Origin of the sequence: Veillonella sp. T11011-6 (genome assembly GCF_002959755.1) — a bacterium.
In the GTDB taxonomy this organism is placed as follows: Bacteria; Bacillota; Negativicutes; order Veillonellales; family Veillonellaceae; genus Veillonella.
The window spans coordinates 719372-740930 of the sequence record NZ_PPCW01000001.1 but is presented as its reverse complement, the minus strand read 5'-3'; the positions used below and the strand labels follow the sequence as shown (position 1 = coordinate 740930).

The window sequence follows — 21559 nt, the reverse complement described above, 5'->3', positions numbered from 1 at the left end:
CTTTAAAGGAGTGTGACATTATGAGTGACATTATGTATCCGGTAAGTTTCGGAAAATTGATGAACCACATTATGACTGAGTACAAGATGTACAATCGTATTTATAATGTAAATAAAATTCATCGTATCAATCATGAACAACGTTTACCAATGTTTGGTAAATCTATTGAAAATCCTGTAGGCCCAGCAGCAGGTCCTAATACACAGTTGGCACAAAATATTGTGGCATCTTATGTAGCAGGTGCTCGTTGCATCGAATTAAAAACTGTACAAATTATGTACGGCGAAGAACTAGGTATTCCTAGACCTTGTATCTACTCTGTAGACGAAGCATACAACGTAGAATGGTCTTCTGAATATAGCTGTGATGAAGCTGCTGATGAATATATCAAAGCATGGTTCGCTTTAAAATTAATCTCTAAAGAATTAGGCTTAGGCGATCCAGATGGTTTCCTATTCATCATGAGTGTTGGTTACAACTTGGCTGGTATTAAGAGCCCAATGGTTGATAAATTCATCAACACAATGCGCAGTGCATCTCAATCTCCTATGTGGGATACTTGTAAACAATGGTGCCTTGACCATGTAGATGAATTTGAACATATCGATGTTGATTATATCAACTCAATTAGTGATGAACTTTGCCAAGCAATTACATTGTCCACAATGCACGGTTGCCCAGCAGAAGAAATCGAATCGATTTGTTCTTACCTTATCAGTGAAAAAGGGCTTCATTTATACTTGAAATGCAATCCTACATTGTTAGGTCCAAAACGCATTAGAGAGTTATTAGATAATGCAGGCTTTGAATACATTGATTTTGAAGATCACCAATTCGAAGTTGACCTTCAATTTGATAAAGCTGTTCCAATGTTAGAACGTCTTATCGCTCTTGGTGAAAAACACAACAAGATCTTTGGCGTTAAATTGACAAATACATTCCCTGTACAAATTCACAACAATGAATTGCCAGGTGAGCAAATGTACATGTCTGGTAAATCCTTGTTACCTGTAACAATTGGTGTAGCTGAGCTCTTAAGTGCTCAATTCGGCGAACGCTTACCAATGTCTTACAGCGGTGGCGCTGTAAAACAAAATATCAAAGCTATCTTTGATTGTGGTATCTGGCCTGTAACAGTATGTACAATTCTTCTTCAAGGTGAAGGCTACAATACATTTAAAGGTTTAGCCGATGAAGTAGAATCTACTGATTACAACGCTGCTTTGAAAGTACATAAAGATCTAATCGCTAAACTTGCTAAAGACATTAGTGAAAATAAAATCTTCAAGAAGAGCGATGCAATGAAGAAAAAACGTGAAGCAATGCCATCCTTCCCAGGCACACGTAGTTCTGATTATCACTGCCGTGTAACATGTGGATCTTGTGTTCGCGTATGTCCTAATAGATGTAATGAAGTCGTTACTGTAAATGATGCTAAATTGATCGTTCATGTAGATCAAAGCTGTAATGAGTGTGGTAACTGTGCATGTCATTGCGTAGAACCTTGTCAACCATACAAGGATCGCATTACATTCTTCCACAATGCTGAAGCTTTAGCAGATAGTACAAATGATGGTTTCTACATCACAGGCACTAGCTGTGGTTATCGCTTCAAAGGTGAAGAAGCAGTATGTGACATCGATGCATTACCTGAAGAATTGAAAGGAGTCGTACATGCCTTCTGTAAAGAGCATGTGTACTATGTATCATGATTATCATACAACAAGGGGACTTGGTCTTAACTGATCGAATTCTTACCGGAGATTTACTTATCGATGGCGACAAAATTGTCGCCATCGATGAACACCTTTCTGTTCCAGAAGGTGCTGAAGTTATTAATGCAAAAGGTTGCTATGTGTTCCCAGGATTTATAGATCCTCATACACACTTTCAGATGACAAATGCCTTAGCGTCTACTGCGGATGATTTTGATAGTGGTACAAAAGCCGCTATTCTTGGTGGGACAACATCAATCATCAATTTTGCTTCTCCTGAGGAAGGATCCCTTTGTAAAGGTTTAGAAGTTCACAAGGAGCGTGCTGTAGGGCATTGCTCCTGTGACTACAAATTCCATATGGAACTTGTAGAAATGAATGAAGATGTAGCCCGTGAGATACCACAGGTCGTAGAGGCTGGTGTGTCATCCTTTAAAGTGTACTTAGCGTATGGTTTCCGTTTAACAGATCGAGAAATTTATGATGCTATAGAGGCAATTAAACCTACAGGAGCTCTTGTTGGAGCACACTGTGAAAATGGTGATTTAATTGACGCTCTCGTAGCTGATAAACGTAAACGTGGTGAATTAGATGTAGGCAATCATCCACTCACAAGACCGGCCATAATTGAATCGGAAGCGATTAAGCGTTTTAGTACAATCGGTGCTGCATTAGAGTATCCCGTACATATTGTTCATGTAAGTTCTAAAGAGGGTATAGAAGAGGTTATTCGGGAACGAGACCTTGGACATAAAGTAACTTGTGAAACTTGCCCACAATATTTGGTGCTTGATGAATCACGATATAATTTACCTGATTTTGAAGGTGTTAAATATGTGATGAGTCCACCGCTGAGAACGATACAAGATCAAATGGCATTAAAGAATGCATTAGTAAATGGTCTATTCCAAACTATTGGTTCTGATCATTGTAGCTTTACCTTTAATGATCAAAAATTAAAGAGTCGACATGACTTTACCCGGATTCCTGGTGGCATCCCAGGTGCTGAGGAACGAGGGATTGTCGCTTATGATGTGTTGGTAAACCAATGCAATATGAGCGCTGTAGATTTTATGAAATTAGTTAGTGAAAACCCTGCAAAACTTTATGGTATGTACCCTAAGAAGGGAACATTATCCATAGGTAGCGATGGGGATATTACAATTGTTGATAAGCGCATTGAGCATGTGCTTTCAAAAGAGTCTGCCCATACAAAGGCTGACTATATACCTTATGAGGGCATATCCGTAACAGGCAAAGTTCGAGATGTTATCCTTAGAGGTCACCATGTGGTACAAGATGGATCCTTATTAGAATCATATCTTGGTGAATGTATTCCTTAATGAGAGGAGGGCTATATATGTACCGCTTTCAAGTGAATGGCACCCAACATGAGGTTCAAGAGGATCAACGTTTAATTGATTTCTTGAGAGCTGATTTGAAATTGACGGGCACTAAAGAAGGCTGTAGTGCTGGTGCTTGTGGTACGTGTACAGTAATTATAGACGGAAAAAAAGCAAAGGCTTGTGTAACTAAATTATCCCAATTAGATGGTAAATCAGTAGTAACAATTGAGGGCTTATCTGAACGGGAAAAAGCGGTATACACCTATGCTTTTGGTGAATGCGGAGCGGTGCAGTGTGGTTTCTGTATCCCAGGTATGATTATTAGTGCAAAAGTTTTGATTGATGAAAATAATGACCCTACACCTGACGATGTTAAAAAAGCTATTTTAGGCAATATCTGTCGTTGTACTGGTTATGTGAAAATCGAAGAAGGCATTATGCTGGCAGCAAAAATGTTCCGTGAGAACTTACCAGTTCCTGAAAAGGATACAACTGGTAATGTTGGTTCTCGTTTACACCGCGTTGATGCGGAGGAAAAAGCATTAGGCGTTGGACAATATGCTGACGATATCCATATGGATGGCATGATTTACGCAAAAGCGTTGCGTTCTAAATACCCTCGTGCTAGAGTCGATCGCGTTGATGTGTCTAAAGCACTTGCACATCCTAAGTGTGTAACGGCTTTGACAGCTAAAGATGTACCATTCAATAAGACTGGTCACTTAGTGCCAGACTGGGATGTACTCATCGCAGAAGGTGATAATACTCGCTATGTTGGTGATGCAATTGCACTTGTGGCAACTACAGAAAAGAAATACTTAGATGAAGTATTAGCTCTAGTTGAAGTAGATTACACAGAGTTAGAGCCAGTAGTAGATCCATTAGAGGCGTTGAAACCAGATGCTCCTCAATTACATCCAGACGGAAATGTATTGACTCGTCAAACATTATCTCGTGGCGATGTAGATAAGGCTATTGCTGAGGCTGCATTTGTTGTAACTAATCACTATTCTACACCACAAACAGACCATGCATTCATGGAACCAGAGTGTGCGGTAGCATATCGTGAAGGCGATGTAATTCATTTACATTCCGGTAGCCAAAATGTTTACGATGATCGTCATGAAGTATCTCGTATGCTTGGCATTCCTGAGGAATCTGTAAAAGTTCATAGTATGCTTGTAGGTGGTGGCTTTGGTGGTAAAGAGGACATGAGCGTACAGCATCATGCATCTCTTGTAGCTTGGCTCACAGGCAAACCAACTAAGGTTCTCTTCTCTCGTCAAGAAAGTCTTAATATTCATCCTAAACGACATGCGATGGAAATGGATATTACTACGGCTTGTGATGCAGAAGGTAACTTGGTAGCAAGTAAGGTGAACATCGTATCTAACTGTGGTGCATATGCATCCTTAGGTGGTCCTGTACTTCAACGTGCAGGTACACACTCTTGTGGTCCTTACAAATTTGATAACTTTGCCTTTGATGGTGTTTGCGTTTACACAAATACTGTTCCTGGTGGTGCATTCCGCGGGTTCGGTGTAACACAAACCATCTTTGGTCAAGAACAAAACATTGATGAATTAGCTGCATTGGTAGGCATGGATCCTTGGGAGTTCCGTTATAAAAACGTTGTTCGCCCTGGTGATTCTTTACCAAACGGCCAAATTTGCTCCGAAGAAACTGCATTAGCAGAATGTTTGGAAGCAGTAAAAGATGCATACTATGCATCTGACCGTACAGGTCTTGCAGTATGTTTGAAAAACAGTGGTATCGGTGTAGGTTTACCTGATACTGGTCGCGTTATCTTAGAAGTACGTGATGGTAAAGTTCGTATCCGTACAGGTGCAGCATGTATCGGTCAAGGTATGGCGACTATGGCTACTCAAGTGCTTTGTGAAACAACTGGCTTAACAGCGGATAAAGTATTTGTGGAACGTCCGGATACGGTACGTACACCAGACTCTGGTACAACTACTGCATCTCGTCAAACAGTATTCACTGGTGAAGCAACGCGTAAAGCAAGTCTTCGCTTAAAAGAAATGTTAGAAACTAAGACCTTAGAAGAATTGAATGGTGTAGAAATTTATGAAGAGTTCCTTGGTGCAACAGATCCATTCAACTCTGATAAACCACATCCAAAAAATCACGTTGCTTATGGGTATGGTGCATGTGTAGCTAGAATTGGCGAAGATAATAAAGTTGCTGAGCTTCATGTAGCATATGATGTAGGTCGTGTAGTTAATCCTCAATCTTGCTCTGGTCAAGCTGAAGGCGGTGCCATCATGGGTATGGGCTATGCCGTTACAGAGGACTTCCCTTATAAAGATGGTTATGTAACAGCTAAATATGGTACGTTAGGCCTTCTTAGAGCTACACAATGTCCTCCAATTCATGTAAGCCTTATTGAAAAAGGGACACCAGAACAATATGCATACGGTGCCAAAGGTATTGGTGAAATCTCCAGTATTCCAATTGCTCCGGCCATTGCAAATGCGTATCGTCGTATCGACGGAGAACCACGTAGGTCCTTGCCGATTCAACATACAGGTTATAAAAAATAGAATATTTGCTTAGTGGAGAGGGGCTACGGCCCCTGTCCATCAAGGTTCCCACGTGAAGTCTATGAGATTTTTAAACTCTATCAAGTACGATAGTATGACTATATTATTTACTAGTAACTAAAACGTAAGATATGAGGTGATTCTTATGAGTAAAGGTGTATCTGGTGTCAACCATGTAGATGGTATGCTGCCAATCCCGCAATTATTTGCTTATGGTTTACAGCACGTGTTAGCCATGTATGCTGGTGCCGTAGCGGTACCAATCATTATTGCGCAAGCCATGCATTTGCCGATTGAAGATTTAATTCGTTTGATTACAGCTGATTTGTTCACATGTGGTGTAGCCACATTGATTCAAACATTAGGCTTTGGCCCTGTTGGTGGTCGTATTCCTCTTATTCAAGGTGTAACATTTGCTTCTGTAGGACCGATGATCATGATTGGTCAACAGCATGATATTAATACCATTTATGGTGCTATTATTGCAGCTGGTATATTTACATTTATTGTGGCACCATTCTTCAGTCGTTTGATTCGCTTATTCCCACCTGTGGTAACAGGTACCATCATTACCATTATTGGTATCAACTTGATGCCAGTAGCCGTTAACTGGATGGGTGGTGGCGTAGGTAATAAAAACTTCGGAGATCCGCTATACATAGCTCTTGGTGTAGCTACATTTATTCTCGTTATTTTGACATATCGATTTGGTAAAGGGTTCCTTGGTAATCTGGCTATCTTGGTAGGGCTTATCCTAGGTACTGCTCTTGCTATGATTTGTGGTATTACGGACTTCTCTGAAGTAGGTCGTTCTCAATGGATTTCCGTTGTAACACCATTCTACTTTGGCATGCCTACCTTTGATTTTGCATCTATTATTTCTATGATTATTGTAATGCTTGTAGTTATGGTAGAAACAACAGGTGATAGTATTGCTGTTGGTGAAATCGTAGACAAACCTATCGGCCAAAAAGAATTGGCTGCAGTACTTCGTGCTGATGGTTTATCCACTTTAATCGGTGGTATCCTTAATAGCTTCCCTTACACTGCATTCGCTCAAAACGTTGGTCTTATCGCTGTAACACGCGTAAAAAGTCGCTTCGTTGTAGCCGCATCTGGTGTAATCTTGATTTTATTAGGTCTTTTCCCTAAGTTAGCAGCTATTGTAGCATGTATCCCTAATGCTGTATTAGGCGGCGCAGGTATCGCAATGTTTGGTATGATTATTGCCAGCGGTATTCGCTCCCTTGGTAAAGTTAGTTTCGATGGTAACTATAATTTGATGCTCGTTGCAATTAGTATTGGGGTATCCATGATTCCATTGGCAGCGCCTCAAATCTATGCACACTTCCCAGCTTGGGCACAAATTCTTTTGAAATCTGGTATCACAGCTGGTAGTATCGTAGCCGTTCTTTTGAACGTTGTATTCAACGGCTTCGGTTACAAAACAGTTAATGAACCTAACCGTGCAACACGTAAATATCGTCACTTCACACGATTCAAAGGTTATCCTAAACATTTCTATCAATAAGATATAGTTAAATTAGTTAATTCTCATACGATTACATGTATTGTCTCTCACGGTAGAAACCTTGTTTATATAGGTAAAAATCTATATACATGTTTTCGCTCTTTCAAAAGGCCTCACTCTAGTTTTAGAGTGAGGCCTTTTTTGTATGGAATCGTGTACTACTTTGGTATATAATTAAATAATATTATTGCAAAGGAGACGCATTATGAAAGACGAGCGATTTATAGTTACGTATCGAATAGAAGCAAGTTCATATGAAGAGGCAAAAGCCATTGCCTGGGCTGTTCAGGTAGAACAAACCATAGAGTTTCCTTATGAGTTTGTTACGGATCCGTATATTAAAGGCACTGTCACTGGTAGATTAGAGTCACTTGAACCTATGGGGCCTGATTCCACATATGCCAATGTAGGGGTTATGCCTAATGTTACGATTAATCCGTCTCATTACTATTTGGCTCGTATTTCATACCTTGTAGATACAACAGCGCTAGAAGCAACGCAATTCTTAAATGTAGTCTTTGGTAACTCATCGTTGCAACCACATATTTGGGTTGTTGATATTGAACTCTGTCCAACTTTATATGATGTATTTAAAGGCCCTCGATTTGGCTTACAAGGGCTTCGTCAATTGGTTGAAACGCCAACGCGCCCTATGATTCAGGCTGTAGTAAAACCTATGGGAACACCGAATGAAGAGCTCGCTCGCATGTGCGGTGCTTATACACGTGGTGGGGCCGATGTTATCAAGGATGACCATGGCATCTCTAATCAGTCATTCTCTCAATTTAAGGATCGTGTAAAGCGATGTGCTGCTATGGTGCGTGAAATGAATGAAGCCCATGGTACACATACATTATATGCTGCCAATGTATCTGGTGATGGCACAGACGTAATAGAACGAGCTTATTTTGCTAAAGAAGCAGGTGCCACAGCTCTTATGGTGGCTTCCGGTCTTGTTGGCTTTGGATGGCTTCATAAATTAGCAAGTGATGAAAAGTTAGGCTTACCAATCATTCATCATCCTGCTTACTCTGGTGGCTTTGTGAGCCCTGGTGTATCTGGTATTGCCGATTATTTACAATTGGGACTGTTACCACGTATCTTTGGTGCAGATATGCCTATCTTTGTATCCTATGGTGGACGTTTTACTTTCACAGTAGAGCAATGTAAGAGAATTTCCTCTTATATTAAACATCCATTTGGATTGATGAAAGCCGCCTGTCCAGCACCGGGTGGTGGTGTAACAGATGCTCGGCTTAATGAGCTGGTAGAGTTGTACGGAAATGATACGATGTTCCTCGTTGGTGGTGACATGTTCCGCCGTGGACCAGATATTGAAGCTAATATGTCATACTTTGTAGAACGCTTGAGTGAATTATCTGAAACCAATTAATGATTGTGTTAGTGAAAGTGATAATAGATTGACTTTCACAGACATATGTAAAAATTATGATTTAGTATATGGAGTGTTTTGATGAGTGAATCCTCACCGTTGGAGGTCCATGTTCTTGCTAGTGGTAGCAAAGGCAATTGTACAGTAATAAAAAAAGGGAACTCCGTCATATTGCACGATGTGGGCATTAGTTGCCGGCGCATCGTCAATGGTTTAAAAGAATTGCATATCGATATGGCACAGGTAGAGGGCATTTTTATCAGTCATGAACATAGTGATCATATTGCAGGGCTTCAACAATTGTTGAAACGTTTTGATATCCCTGTGTATACGAAACAAGGGACGTGGCGTGAAATTCAAGATAAGTTAATTGTGCCAAAAAACCAATTAATCGAATTGACTAAGGGTAGCCTCTCTCTTGGCAATCTTGTAGTCGAGTCATTTGGCGTTAGTCATGATGCGGCTGATCCAATAGGTATTAATGTATTTGCTGGAAAAGATAAGGCTACTGTCGTTACCGATACGGGTGTAATTTCTGATAGTATCTTACATCGTATGGATGATACAACTCTATTAGTACTAGAAGCCAATTATGACCCTCATATGCTGCGCTTTGGTCCGTATCAACCATTTTTAAAACAACGTGTTGCTAGTGATGAAGGTCATTTAAGCAATGAAATGGCTGCCCGAGCTTTGCTCATGATGAAGCGACCTGACTTTATGCAAGTTATTTTGGCTCATCGTTCTGAAAACAACAATAATGCCGTCCTTGTTACGCAAACGATAGGACAAATGCTCGTAGATGGAGGCGTTCGCATTGGACCGGAAATGAAATTGCAACATGGACAACCTAATGAAATTGTGTCTATGCAATCTGTAAAGAGGTAGAGTATGAGATTTTATGTAGTTTGTATTGGCAAGTTAAAAGATGCTTACTTGCGCGATGGGGTGGCAGAGTTTGTGAAACGGATGCGACCTTATGGTGGGATTACCATTACTGAACTAAATGAAAGTAAAATTGGGGATAAGCCCAGTGATGCAGATCGAAAACAAGTCGTTGCAGAAGAAGGGGAACGTTTATTAAAAGCTGTTCCAAAGAATGCTTATACAGTGTTGTTAGATGTGTACGGTAAAACGATGTCCTCTGAAGACTTGGCTAAAACGATAGCTAAACTTGAAGTAGATGGTATCAGTGACATGGCATTCATCGTCGGAGGCGCCTTTGGTGTAAGTGATAAGTTGCGCAAGTCCGTGAATTATAAATTATCCTTTAGTCCTATGACATTTACCCATCAAATGGTACGTTTATTACTAGTAGAGCAAATTTATAGAGCATCTAAAATTAATCGAAATGAACCATATCATTGGTGATGTATTTAATTTCAATAGATCCTATCGCTTGAATAAATAATATAATTATGATGAGGGTAGATTGATTTAGTATCAGTATAAGAAACACTATTAGAATAGACTTACAAATTATTTATATAATGTTCTTATAAAAAAAGGAGTTTTATTATATTATGTCGAATAGTATAATAAAGCAAGATGTATTTGTAAGGAGGAATTCACTATGAAAATCCAAGAAGTAATGAATAAATACCCTGTTACTGTTGGCAAAGATGCGCCAATTTCTGATGTAGCTGATTTGTTGGTAAAATATAATTTAACAGCTGTTTCCGTAGTGGATGACAACAATAAATTATTAGGTATTATTTCTGAAGGCGATTTGCTTTACAAAAAAGTACGTCCTCATGTACCTCACTATGTAAATGTATTAGGCGCTAGTATCTATTACAATGGCATTGGCGAATATAATGCTCAATTTAAAAAATTGTTAGCATCTCATGTTCATGAGTTGATGACTGAAGAAGTCATTACAACTACACCGGATAAAGATGTAGAAGAAATTGTATCTGTTATGCTTGATCAACATTTAAAGAATGTTCCTGTAGTAGACAAGGATTACCATTTGATTGGTATCTTATCTCGCCGTGACATCATCAAATTGATCGCTAAAGATAACTAATTCGCATAATTATGTAATACATATAAAGACCACCCGTTTTGGGGTGGTCTTTTAGTGTAAATTGAGAAGAATTGCATTGACCTTGCATTTATGTTATTATTAGGAGTGCATAATATACTACAGAAATTTGGGCGTATTGCCCTTCGAGGAGGACATATTTTAAATGAAAGCAACTGTAAATCCTGTTGATCAACACGTAGTAACGTTAACTATTGAAGTACCTGCAGCAGAAGTAGATAAAGGCATTAAACAAGCTGTAAAACGCATTGCAGGTCAAGTAAACATTCCTGGCTTCCGTAAAGGCCATGCGCCTCGCCGTATTTTAGAAATGAACTTCGGCAAAGACGCTATCTTGGAAGAAGCATTCGAAGTATTGGCTAGCCAAAACTACAGTGCTGCACTTCGTGAAAACGATATCGTTCCAGTATCTGAACCAGAAATCGAACGCGAACAATTCGAAGAAGGTAAAGACTTGATTTTCAAAGCTACTGTAACTAAACGCCCTGAAGTTAAACTTGGCGATTACAAAGGCTTAGAAGCAGAAAAACAAGACGCTACAGTAACTGATGAACAAATCGAAGAACAATTGAACAACATTCGTGAACAACAAGCGAAAATGGTTGTTGCTGAAGAAGGCGCTACAATTCAAAAAGACGACTTCGCAGTAATCGACTTCGCTGGTTCCGTTGACGGTAAACCATTCGATGGTGGCGAAGGTAAATCCTACCCATTACAAATCGGTTCTGGTAGCTTCATTCCTGGCTTCGAAGATCAATTGATCGGCGCTAAAGCTGGTGATGATGTAACTGTAAAAGTAACATTCCCTGAAGACTACTTCGTAGCAGAACTTGCTGGTAAAGAAGCAGAATTCAAAACTCATATCCATGACATTAAACGTAAAGAGTTGCCTGAATTGAACGATGAGTTCGCAAAAGAAGCAAGCTCTTATGAAACTATTGAAGAATTGAAAAAAGATCTTCGCGCAAAAATGGAAGAAGAAGCTTCCCGTCGCGCAATCGATACTTACAATGCTGACTTGATTCAAACAGCTGTTAAAAATGCAACTGTAGACATCCCAGAAGTAATGATCGAAGATCGCGTAGAACAAATGATTCAAGAATTGGCTATGAACATGGAAGGTCGTGGCTTGAAACTTGATGACTACTTGAAATTCTCCAACAAAACTATCGAAGATTTACGCTCTGAATACAAAGATTCCGCAGCTGAAAACGTACGCGCTGATTTAGTATTAGACGCTATCGCAACTGCTGAAGGTATCGAAGTAACTCCAGATGATATGAACCGTGAAATCTTCATTATGGCTCAAAACTTTGGGGCAGATCCTAAAGAAGTTTGGGATATTATTGCAAAAGAAGGTCGTGTAGCTATGTTGGCAGGCTCTGTAGCTCGCAAAAAAGCAGCTCGATTCATTATTGATAATGCAAAAGGCGCTGAAGCGGCTAAATAATAGTTTGCTCAACTAGGTACATGAAAAGGTGAATATATGTATGTACCAATCGTAGTTGAACAAAGTGAACGCGGCGAGCGTTCCTATGATATTTACTCTCGCTTGTTAAAGGACCGCATTATCTTCCTAGGTGGACCTATTGATGATAATGTAGCAAATGCGGTTATTGCGCAAATGTTATTCCTAGAAGCAGAGGATCCTGATAAGGATATCCATTTGTACATTAATAGCCCCGGTGGTGTTGTAACTGCCGGCATGGCTATTTATGATACGATGCAATATATTAAACCAGATGTGTCTACCATTTGTGTAGGCTCTGCAGCAAGCATGGGGGCCGTGCTTTTAACAGCAGGTGCCAAGGGCAAACGTTATGCGTTGCCTCATGCACGCGTTATGATTCACCAACCATTAGGTGGTGTTCAAGGGCAAGCATCTGAAATTGAAATCCATGCCCGTGAGATTCTTCGTATGCGTGAAGAATTAAATGGTATCTTAGCTTCTCGCAGTGGACAAGATATTGAGGTTGTAGCGCGCGATACAGATCGCGATAACTTCATGAGTGCTCAGGATGCCGTTGAATACGGCTTAATTGATGAGGTGCTCACAAGAGAACCTGTAGAAAGCAAGTAATGGAGGCGCCCATTGGCAAAAGATAAAGACACTATGCGCTGCAGTTTTTGTGGACGCACAAGCGAAGAAGTCCGCAAATTAGTAGCGGGTCCTAACGTATATATTTGTGATGAATGCGTTGAAGTATGTGAACGTATTATTGCTGATGAGTTAGGTGACGTAGAGACGGACGACTTCAACTTAAAAGAATTGCCAACGCCGAGAGAAATTAAAGCTCATCTTGACGAATATGTTATTGGTCAAGATGATGCTAAAATCTCTTTAGCTGTGGCTGTATATAATCACTACAAACGTTTACAAACAGATAATGTAGTTGATGATGTAGAATTACAAAAGGCTAATGTTTTATTCATTGGTCCTACTGGTAGTGGTAAAACACTATTGGCTCAAACCTTAGCGAAAATGCTAGAAGTACCATTTGCTATTGCAGATGCTACAAGCTTAACTGAAGCTGGTTATGTAGGGGAAGATGTGGAAAATATCTTGCTCAAAATTATCCAAGCTGCAGATTATGATATAGCTCGGGCTGAACGTGGCATTATTTATATCGATGAAATTGATAAGATTGCCCGTAAGTCTGAGAACCCTTCCATTACACGTGATGTGTCTGGTGAAGGCGTACAACAAGCATTACTTAAAATCTTAGAAGGTACCGTAGCTTCTGTTCCGCCTCAAGGTGGTAGAAAGCATCCAAATCAAGAAATGCTTCAAATTGACACTACAAATATTCTCTTTATTTGTGGTGGTGCATTTGATGGTATGGACAAGGTTATTACTAAGCGTACCGCTAAGAAAACCCTTGGTTTTGGTGCAGATGTACAACGTAAAGAAGAACGTAATATATCGGCTATCTTGAAGGATGTTGTACCTGAAGATTTATTGAAGTTTGGCTTAATCCCTGAGTTCATTGGTCGTTTGCCAGTAATGGTAACATTAGATCAATTGGATAGAGATGCATTGATCCAAATTTTGACAAAGCCTAAAAATGCATTAACAAAACAATATGAAAAAATTCTATCCCTTGATGGTGTAGAATTAACTTTCACTGAAGATGCATTAGAAGAAATCGCTGATGAAGCATTACAGCGAAAAACAGGTGCTCGTGGTTTGCGTGCTATCATTGAAAAGGTGATGAAACGCGTTATGTTTGAAGTTCCTTCCATGCCGGAAGTAACTAAGTGCATAGTTAATCGTGAATCCGTGTTGAGCACAGGTGAACCTATACTCAAAAATGAGGCAGACCAAGACATCCAGTTGAAATCGTAATTCGAAGAAACTCATTTCTGTGTAGGAATGAGTTTCTTTTCATAATATAAATACCTGGAGGAAGTATGAATTTACTCGAAATTGGGATTCCAACCGTACCCCTTAGAGGCATGGTTGTATACCCGAATATCGTGATTCACCTCGATATCGGTCGAGACAAATCCATTAAAGCGGTAGAAGCCGCAATGAACGAGGATCGCATTTTAGCAGTTGTCAGCCAAAAGGATGATGCTGTTGATTCGCCAACTGTTCATGACTTAGCCCAAATGGGTACATTAGTAAAAATTAAGCAAATGTTACGCTTGCCAGGTGGTATTGTACGTGTTCTTGTAGAGGGCATTACACGTATTCGCGTAATGAATATAACAAGTATGGATCCGTACTATGTAGGGGACTACGAGCGTGTAGCCTCCGAATTTGAAGACGATGTTGAGTTAGAAGCCTATCGTCGTTTAGTGCAATCTAAGTTTGGCGAATGGGCTGAAGAGGCCAAATCTGTTACCGATGAAGGCGTAACACGGGTTATGGAATTACGTGACCCTTGTGAATTAGCTGACCAAGTTGCGTTCTTGTTGCCTATTAATAATACTAAACGCCAAGAGTTACTTGAAGAGTTATCCGTAGCTCGTCGTTTAAATATGATCGTAGGCATCTTGAATATGGAATTACAAATTTCTGATTTGGAAAATTCTATTAATAATCAAGTTCGTCAATCTATGGAAAAAGCGCAAAAAGAATATTTCTTGCGTGAAAAAATCCGAGTTATCCACGATGAGTTGGGTGACAAAGGAGATCCAGAGGAAGAAGCAGAAGAGTTACGTGTTAAATTGAAAGCACTCAACCTTAGCGAAGATGTACATGAACGTATCGATAAAGAAATCTCTCGTTATAGTCGCATGCCTCAATTGATGCCAGAAGCAACTATTTTGCGCAATTACCTAGATTGGGTGTTAGCGTTACCTTGGAACGAATTGACTGAGGATCGCTTAGATATTAAAGAGGCTCATGATATGCTTGAGGCTGATCATTATGGCCTTGAAAAGGTTAAGAAACGCATCCTTGAATTCTTAGCTGTTCGTAAGTTAACTGGTAAGAATAGTGGCTCCATTCTTTGCTTAGTTGGACCACCAGGTGTTGGTAAAACATCCTTGGCTACGTCTATAGCTAAAGCAATGAACCGTAAGTTCATCCGTGCATCTTTAGGTGGTGTACGTGATGAAGCTGAAATTCGTGGCCATCGCCGTACGTATATTGGTGCATTGCCTGGTCGTATGATTCAAGGCCTCAAGAATGTAGGCACTAAGAACCCTGTATTCTTATTGGATGAAATTGATAAACTTGCATCTGATTATAAAGGCGATCCATCCTCTGCATTGTTAGAGGTATTGGACCCTGAACAAAATAGCACATTTAGTGATCACTTCATTGAAGTACCATTTGATTTCTCCGAAGTATTCTGGATTACAACGGCTAATGTTGCATCCAATATTCCTGGTCCATTGTTAGATCGTATGGAAATTATCGAATTATCTAGCTATATGGAACAAGAAAAATTAGAAATTGCTAAGCGCTATTTAGTACTTAAACAAATCAAGAAAAATGGCCTTGAAGATTACAAGGTTAAATTATCTGATGCAGTGTTGAAAAAGGTAGTTTCCGAATATACTCGTGAAGCGGGTGTTCGTACCTTAGAAAAAACGATTGCTAAGATTTGTCGTAAGATTGCTTATAAAGTCGTTGAAGAAGGTGGGGATGCACCGAAAGTAACGACAAAAAATCTTCACGAATTCTTGGGTGCACCAATTTTTGTTGACCAAGAGCGCGAAAAGAAACCGCAAATTGGCTATGTAAATGGTCTAGCTTGGACTTCTGTAGGTGGCGTTGTATTGCCATGCGAAGCAACAACTATGAACGGTACAGGTAAACTTGCATTAACTGGTAGCTTAGGTAAGGTTATGCAAGAGTCTGGTCAAGCTGCAATGAGCTATATTCGCCACAATGCAAAAGCCTTAAAAATTGAAGATGATTTCTATAAGAAACTCGATATACACGTTCACTTGCCAGAAGGTGCAACACCTAAGGATGGCCCTTCCGCAGGTATTACGATGACATTGGCTATGGTATCTATTTTAACAAACCGTAAGGTTCGTTCTGATATTGCCATGACTGGTGAAATTACATTGCGTGGCCGTGTACTACCAATCGGCGGTTTAAAAGAAAAGTTATTAGCAGCCTTGTCTAATGGTATTAAAGAAGTATTGATTCCTAAAGGTAATGAAAAGGATATTGCAGAATTACCTGATATTGTAAAAGACGGTCTCATTATTACGCCAGTTAAGACAATGGATGAAGTATTAGCAAAGGCACTTGTGTAATGCAAAAAAAGAAAAAATCCACTAAACAAATGGGCCCAAAACCACAATATACACGAAAAGAACCGAAGGGGCCTCGTATTATAGCAGCAAAATATAATACTTCCTGTGTTAAGGCTGATCAATATCCTGAAGGGGATACTGTGGAAATAGCCTTCATCGGGCGCTCTAATGTGGGCAAATCTTCGTTGATTAACTCGTTGTGTAATTATCGTGGGTTGGCTCTCGTTAGTGGCCAACCAGGTAAGACAAAGACGATAAACTATTTTGATGTGGAGTCAAAAGAGGATATTTCTGAAACAGAGGAGCGCCGTTATCATTGGTTCCTCGTTGACCTTCCTGGGTATGGATTTGCAAAGACAAATAAAGGAAACCGCAATTTGTGGTCTTCCTTTATTGCCGATTATATTTTACATTCTGAACGATTGATGTTGTTGTGTTTACTAATTGATGGTCGTCATCCTGAGATGCCTATTGATAAGGTCGCTTATGACTGGCTCGTTGAAGCTGGTGTACCACTACAAATTGTAGTGACTAAGGTCGATAAATTAACAGCTAAAGAAAAATCTGCTAATTTAGCGATTATTAAAGAAATGTATCCAACTGCAACGCCGCCAATTCTGTATAGCTCTTTGAAGCATACAGGCCGTGAGCTTTTACAGCAACGCATCAATAAAGTTCTAGTAGGAGATGAAGCATGAGTCAAACCAATGAATTAGAGATTATGGAACGCATCGCTCTAGATTTAGAGGGTGTGGAAGAGTCTCTTGCATCATCTTTTAATACAGGTGCAGAAGACTTTAATGCACTGATTCGACCATTATCTGCTGCAGGTGGCAAGCGCTTGCGTGCGCAATTATGTTTATTGATTGCTAATGCAGGTACATCTGTAGAACGTCAGCGTATTAGAATTGCTGAAGCTGTAGAAATGCTTCATTTAGCGACACTGATTCACGATGATGTATTAGATCAAGCTGAGATTCGTCGTGGTGAAGAAACGATTCATATGCACAAAGGCAATAAGGTAGCTATCCTTAGTGGGGACTACTTATTTGCTAAAGCATTCCAAATCGTGTCTGAAATGCCTAATATGAAGTATTTGCAGGTTTTCTCCCATATTATTACTTGCCTTGTGGAAGGCGAGTTCATGCAAATGGAAGATGTATATCGCATTGATCAAGGTATTGAGCGTTATATGACCAAGACCCAAAAGAAAACAGCAGACTTTATGGAAGGCTGTATGGAATTGGGGGGCCTCTTGGGGGGCTGGAGCGAATCCGAAATCGTTGAGTTGAAAAAATATGGTCATGCGTTGGGCATGGCATTCCAAATTACTGACGATATTATGGACTATCGTGAAACAACAGAGACGACTGGTAAACCTGTGGGGAATGATCTGCGCGAAGGTTTATTGACCTATCCGTTGTTGAGCATCGTCAATGATGATAATAAAGATACATTGCTCGCAGACATTAAGGCTTTGAATCATGGTGGTGATGAGCAGGCGATTATCGATTATGTTATCAGTCAAGGTGGTATTGATAATACATTAGCTGTAGCTGATCAATATTGCAAAGATGCTTTGGCAGCACTCAATGCTGTACGTGATTTCCCAGGGAAGGAATTCCTTGTGATGGCAGTAAAAAATTTAGCTGATAGAAAGGTATAATATGGAACCATTCGAACCAAAACCGGACTTCGAATATCCCATACAAAAACCTTCTTTTGATAGTGTAGTTCGTCAAAAGCGTCGTGAAGCTGAATTAAAGGCTGAGCAAGAACGGTATAAGGTGGCAAATCAGCGGGTTCCTGAGGAACCAGAAGATGAACCTATTTATACTGAGATGGAACAGAAAATGATGGACGAAGCTCGGGAACTATCCCTTGTGGGACATCTATCTGAATTGCGAAAGCGTCTAATTATAATGGCTGTTGCAGTTGTTATAGGAACTTGTATTTCTTATTATTATGTAGACTTTTTATTGGAAATACTCCTAAAACCAGCTGGTAAGCTCTATTATATGAAACCAACTGAAGCCTTCTTTACATATATGAAGGTGTCTATAGTAGGTGGTCTTATTATAGGGGCGCCTATTATATTGCATCAGATTTGGCTATTTGTTAAGCCAGCCCTTACTGTACGAGAAAAGCAGTTATCTAACTGGATTTTACCGGTTGCCATAGGACTATTTGGCATCGGTATTGTATTTTCTTATTTTCTCGTGCTACCTGCAGCCGTTAAGTTCTTTATGGGCTTTGCTACAGACGAATTACAACCGCTATTTTCCATTGGTCAGTACATGGACTTTGTATTATCCTTTGTACTACCCTTTGGATTTATCTTTGAGTTGCCGTTGATTTTAATCATCTTGGGATATTTCAACTTAATTACATCGCGTTTTTTAAAAACGAAGCGAAAGATATTTATTCTTATATCCTTTATCATAGGTGCTGTCATTTCACCAACACCGGATATGTTCTCTCAAACGATGATTGCATTGCCTATGATATTGCTATATGAAACGAGCCTATTTGTATTGGCTAAGATTATGAAGCGCTAAGGAGTTTATTTAGGAGGAACGATGAAAACCTACGAAAATTTAACCACTTATAACCCCGGTGAAATAGAAGGGAAATGGTATTCATATTGGGAAAACCAAGGATACTTTCACGAAGAAGTAGACACTAATAAAGAACCATTTAGTATCGTGTTGCCGCCTCCTAATGTAACTGGTATGTTGCACATGGGCCATGCTTTAGATAATACATTGCAAGATATCCTTATTCGTTTCAAACGCATGCAAGGCTACAATGTATTGTGGATGCCAGGTACTGACCATGCTGGTATTGCTACACAAATTAAAGTAGAAGAAATGCTCGCTAAAGAAGAAGGCAAATCTCGCTATGATTTAGGCCGTGAGAAATTCGTAGAACGCGTATGGGAATGGAAAAAAGAATACGGCGATACTATTGTAAAACAAATCCGTAGCTTAGGCGCATCTTGTGATTGGTCTCGCGAACGCTTTACATTAGATGAAGGGTACTATCATGCAGTGCGTGAAGTGTTCGTAAGCCTTTATGAAAAAGGCTTAATCTATCGCGGTGAACGCATTATCAACTGGTGCCCTCGTTGTGCTACTGCTTTATCTGATGTTGAAGTTGAACATGAAGACGAACATGGCCACTTATGGCATATTAAATATCCTGTAAAAGGTGAGGATAATCGTTTCGTAGTTGTTGCTACCACACGTCCAGAAACAATGTTCGGTGACGTAGCAGTAGCAGTAAATCCTGATGATGATCGTTATAAAGACCTCATCGGCAAAACATTGATTTTACCATTTGTTAATCGCGAAATTCCTGTAATTGCCGATGATTATGTAGATGCTAGCTTCGGTACAGGCTGTGTAAAAATTACGCCTGCTCATGACCCTAATGACTTTGAAATGGGCCAACGTCATAATTTAGAATCCATCGTTGTTATGAACAATGATGCCACAATGAATGAAGGTGCTGGCAAATTCAATGGCATGACTCGTGAAGAAGCTCGTAAACAAGTTGTAGCTGAACTCAAAGAACTAGGCTTACTTGAAAAAATCGATGATCATGATCATGCAGTAGGTCATTGCTCTCGTTGTAATACAATTATCGAGCCAATGGTATCTAAACAATGGTTCGTAGATATGAAACCATTAGCAGAGCCAGCTCTTAAGGTTGTTAAAGACCACGAAGTAGAGTTTGTTCCTGAACGTTTTACAAAAACTTATGTAAACTGGCTTGAAAACATCCGCGACTGGACTATTTCCCGTCAATTATGGTGGGGCCATCGTATTCCTGCATGGTACTGCGATGATTGCGGTGAAACAATCGTTAGTCGTGACGATATTACTGAATGTCCTCATTGCCATGGTCATGTTACACAAGATCCAGACGTTCTTGATACATGGTTTAGCTCTGGTTTGTGGCCATTTGCTACTATGGGGTGGCCTGAACAAACACCAGAACTTAAACAATGGTATCCAACAAGTGTTCTTGTAACTGGTTACGATATCATCTTCTTCTGGGTTGCTCGTATGATCTTCATGGCTCTTGAATTTGAACATGAAATTCCATTTAAACATGTATTTATTCATGGTCTAGTTCGTGATAGTCAAGGCCGTAAAATGAGTAAATCCTTGGGTAATGGCATTAACCCTCTTGAAGTTATCGACCAATATGGTGCTGATGCATTGCGTTTTACTCTTGTAACTGGCAATACACCTGGTAATGATATGCGCTTCTATATGGAACGGGTTGAAGCAAATCGTAACTTTGCTAATAAGATTTGGAATGCATCTAAATTTGTATTGATGAATCTTACAAATTATGATGAAAGCTTCGTTCCAACAGCAGATGATTTGACATTAGCAGACCAATGGATTGTTCAAAAATACAATGAAACAGTACAAAGTGTAACTTCTAACCTAGATAAATTTGAATTGGGTGAAGCAGCAAGCTCTGTATATGATTTCATTTGGAACACATACTGTGACTGGTATATTGAGTTAGCTAAACCTCGTTTATACAACGATGGTAATGAACGTGATCGTCGTACAGTTCAATATTTACTTGTAACAATCTTGCGTCAAATGCTTGAATTGTTACATCCATTTATGCCGTTCGTAACAGAACATATTTGGCAACATTTACCTCATGAAGGGGATAGCATCGTTGTTGCAAAATGGCCTGAAGCATTAAAGTTTGATAATCTTGAAGGTGCAGCACGTCAAATGGAAGTCATGATGGATGCCATCAAAGGTATTCGTAACATGCGTGCTGAAATGAATGTGCCTTTAGGTAAAAAAGCTGAGGTTATCGTAGCGCCAACAGATGAAGCATTAGCTCAAACTGTAGCAGATCATAGGGATTACTTTGTTACATTAGCTTGGGCTGAGAAGGTAACAATTCTTGGTGCCGATGATCCAAAACCAGAAAATGCAACTGTAACAGTTGTAAATGGTATGGAAGTATATCTCTTACTTAAAGACTTGATCGACGGTGAAAAAGAAAGAGAGCGTATTGCAAAGGAAAAAATCCAAATGGAAAAAGAAATTTCCCGTTTGGAAGGCAAATTGTCTAACCAAGGCTTCCTCGCAAAAGCTCCAGAAGCTGTAGTAGCAAAAGAAAAAGAAAAGTTAGAAGAATATAAACAAAAACAACAAGCGTTATTGGAACGTGAAGCGTTCCTTGAAACCTTATAATAGGA

General features: G+C 39.7%; 16 protein-coding genes. All 16 read left to right on the top strand.

From position 1 onward, the window contains the following. The first annotated feature begins 20 nt into the window (after window positions 1–20). The 16 genes from VRHSUH10_RS03460 (at window position 21) to VRHSUH10_RS03385 (ending at window position 21554) form a co-directional block, all read left to right on the top strand. Entirely contained in the window at window positions 21–1712 is a 1692-nt protein-coding gene (locus VRHSUH10_RS03460) for a selenate reductase (protein WP_105089454.1), read from the top strand. Further along, a complete protein-coding gene (gene hydA / locus VRHSUH10_RS03455) occupies window positions 1709–3058 on the top strand; it encodes a dihydropyrimidinase (RefSeq protein ID WP_105089453.1) in 1350 nt (449 codons plus the stop codon). Before VRHSUH10_RS03460 ends, hydA begins: the two co-directional genes overlap by 4 nt. 17 nt (window positions 3059–3075) lie before the next feature. After that, window positions 3076–5625: a selenium-dependent xanthine dehydrogenase gene (gene xdh, locus VRHSUH10_RS03450; protein ID WP_105089452.1), complete on the top strand. Its 2550-nt coding sequence runs from the start codon at window positions 3076–3078 to the stop codon at window positions 5623–5625. A 145-nt stretch (window positions 5626–5770) separates the two neighbouring features. Then, window positions 5771–7156 (top strand): nucleobase:cation symporter-2 family protein, encoded by a 1386-nt coding sequence (locus VRHSUH10_RS03445; RefSeq protein WP_105089451.1) that lies wholly within the window; start codon window positions 5771–5773, stop codon window positions 7154–7156. A 205-nt stretch (window positions 7157–7361) separates the two neighbouring features. Beyond that, entirely contained in the window at window positions 7362–8549 is a 1188-nt protein-coding gene (locus tag VRHSUH10_RS03440) for a RuBisCO large subunit C-terminal-like domain-containing protein (RefSeq protein ID WP_105089450.1), read from the top strand. 81 nt (window positions 8550–8630) lie between these two features. Beyond that, window positions 8631–9437 (top strand): MBL fold metallo-hydrolase, encoded by an 807-nt coding sequence (locus tag VRHSUH10_RS03435; RefSeq protein WP_005385983.1) that lies wholly within the window; start codon window positions 8631–8633, stop codon window positions 9435–9437. 3 nt (window positions 9438–9440) lie between these two features. Beyond that, window positions 9441–9920, top strand: coding sequence for a 23S rRNA (pseudouridine(1915)-N(3))-methyltransferase RlmH (gene rlmH / locus VRHSUH10_RS03430; protein ID WP_105089449.1), 480 nt, complete (start codon window positions 9441–9443; stop codon window positions 9918–9920). Window positions 9921–10122: 202 nt separating this feature from the next. After that, window positions 10123–10578 carry a CBS domain-containing protein gene (locus VRHSUH10_RS03425; RefSeq protein WP_005385985.1) on the top strand — a complete coding sequence of 152 codons (456 nt, stop codon included), beginning with the start codon at window positions 10123–10125 and terminating at the stop codon, window positions 10576–10578. Between the two features lie 163 nt (window positions 10579–10741). Next, window positions 10742–12046 carry a trigger factor gene (gene tig / locus VRHSUH10_RS03420; RefSeq protein WP_105089448.1) on the top strand — a complete coding sequence of 435 codons (1305 nt, stop codon included), beginning with the start codon at window positions 10742–10744 and terminating at the stop codon, window positions 12044–12046. Window positions 12047–12082: 36 nt separating this feature from the next. After that, window positions 12083–12676, top strand: a complete 594-nt coding sequence (gene clpP, locus VRHSUH10_RS03415) for an ATP-dependent Clp endopeptidase proteolytic subunit ClpP (protein ID WP_005385987.1) — start codon at window positions 12083–12085, stop codon at window positions 12674–12676. A gap of 12 nt (window positions 12677–12688) precedes the next feature. After that, window positions 12689–13942 (top strand): ATP-dependent protease ATP-binding subunit ClpX, encoded by a 1254-nt coding sequence (clpX, locus tag VRHSUH10_RS03410; protein WP_105085922.1) that lies wholly within the window; start codon window positions 12689–12691, stop codon window positions 13940–13942. Window positions 13943–14007: 65 nt separating this feature from the next. Next, window positions 14008–16317 carry an endopeptidase La gene (lon, locus tag VRHSUH10_RS03405; RefSeq protein WP_105089447.1) on the top strand — a complete coding sequence of 770 codons (2310 nt, stop codon included), beginning with the start codon at window positions 14008–14010 and terminating at the stop codon, window positions 16315–16317. Then, entirely contained in the window at window positions 16317–17015 is a 699-nt protein-coding gene (gene yihA, locus VRHSUH10_RS03400; RefSeq protein ID WP_105089446.1) for a ribosome biogenesis GTP-binding protein YihA/YsxC, read from the top strand. The genes lon and yihA overlap by 1 nt, the downstream gene beginning before the upstream one ends. Then, complete coding sequence (locus VRHSUH10_RS03395; RefSeq protein WP_105089445.1) at window positions 17012–17983, top strand: polyprenyl synthetase family protein; 972 nt, start codon at window positions 17012–17014, stop codon at window positions 17981–17983. Before yihA ends, VRHSUH10_RS03395 begins: the two co-directional genes overlap by 4 nt. 1 nt (window position 17984) lies before the next feature. Then, window positions 17985–18875, top strand: coding sequence for a twin-arginine translocase subunit TatC (tatC, locus tag VRHSUH10_RS03390; RefSeq protein WP_005385998.1), 891 nt, complete (start codon window positions 17985–17987; stop codon window positions 18873–18875). Window positions 18876–18896: 21 nt separating this feature from the next. Next, window positions 18897–21554: a valine--tRNA ligase gene (locus VRHSUH10_RS03385; protein ID WP_105089444.1), complete on the top strand. Its 2658-nt coding sequence runs from the start codon at window positions 18897–18899 to the stop codon at window positions 21552–21554. Window positions 21555–21559 lie beyond the last annotated feature (5 nt).

Excerpts from the sequence above, each read along its gene's own strand:
- VRHSUH10_RS03460 (WP_105089454.1), top strand. The coding sequence starts at position 21 with ATGAGTGACATTATGTATCCGGTAAGTTTCGGAAAATTGATGAACCAC.
- hydA (WP_105089453.1), top strand. The coding sequence starts at position 1,709 with ATGATTATCATACAACAAGGGGACTTGGTCTTAACTGATCGAATTCTT.
- xdh (WP_105089452.1), top strand. The coding sequence starts at position 3,076 with ATGTACCGCTTTCAAGTGAATGGCACCCAACATGAGGTTCAAGAGGAT.
- VRHSUH10_RS03445 (WP_105089451.1), top strand. The coding sequence starts at position 5,771 with ATGAGTAAAGGTGTATCTGGTGTCAACCATGTAGATGGTATGCTGCCA.
- VRHSUH10_RS03440 (WP_105089450.1), top strand. The coding sequence starts at position 7,362 with ATGAAAGACGAGCGATTTATAGTTACGTATCGAATAGAAGCAAGTTCA.
- VRHSUH10_RS03435 (WP_005385983.1), top strand. The coding sequence starts at position 8,631 with ATGAGTGAATCCTCACCGTTGGAGGTCCATGTTCTTGCTAGTGGTAGC.
- rlmH (WP_105089449.1), top strand. The coding sequence starts at position 9,441 with ATGAGATTTTATGTAGTTTGTATTGGCAAGTTAAAAGATGCTTACTTG.
- VRHSUH10_RS03425 (WP_005385985.1), top strand. The coding sequence starts at position 10,123 with ATGAAAATCCAAGAAGTAATGAATAAATACCCTGTTACTGTTGGCAAA.
- tig (WP_105089448.1), top strand. The coding sequence starts at position 10,742 with ATGAAAGCAACTGTAAATCCTGTTGATCAACACGTAGTAACGTTAACT.
- clpP (WP_005385987.1), top strand. The coding sequence starts at position 12,083 with ATGTATGTACCAATCGTAGTTGAACAAAGTGAACGCGGCGAGCGTTCC.
- lon (WP_105089447.1), top strand. The coding sequence starts at position 14,008 with ATGAATTTACTCGAAATTGGGATTCCAACCGTACCCCTTAGAGGCATG.
- yihA (WP_105089446.1), top strand. The coding sequence starts at position 16,317 with ATGCAAAAAAAGAAAAAATCCACTAAACAAATGGGCCCAAAACCACAA.
- VRHSUH10_RS03395 (WP_105089445.1), top strand. The coding sequence starts at position 17,012 with ATGAGTCAAACCAATGAATTAGAGATTATGGAACGCATCGCTCTAGAT.
- tatC (WP_005385998.1), top strand. The coding sequence starts at position 17,985 with ATGGAACCATTCGAACCAAAACCGGACTTCGAATATCCCATACAAAAA.
- VRHSUH10_RS03385 (WP_105089444.1), top strand. The coding sequence starts at position 18,897 with ATGAAAACCTACGAAAATTTAACCACTTATAACCCCGGTGAAATAGAA.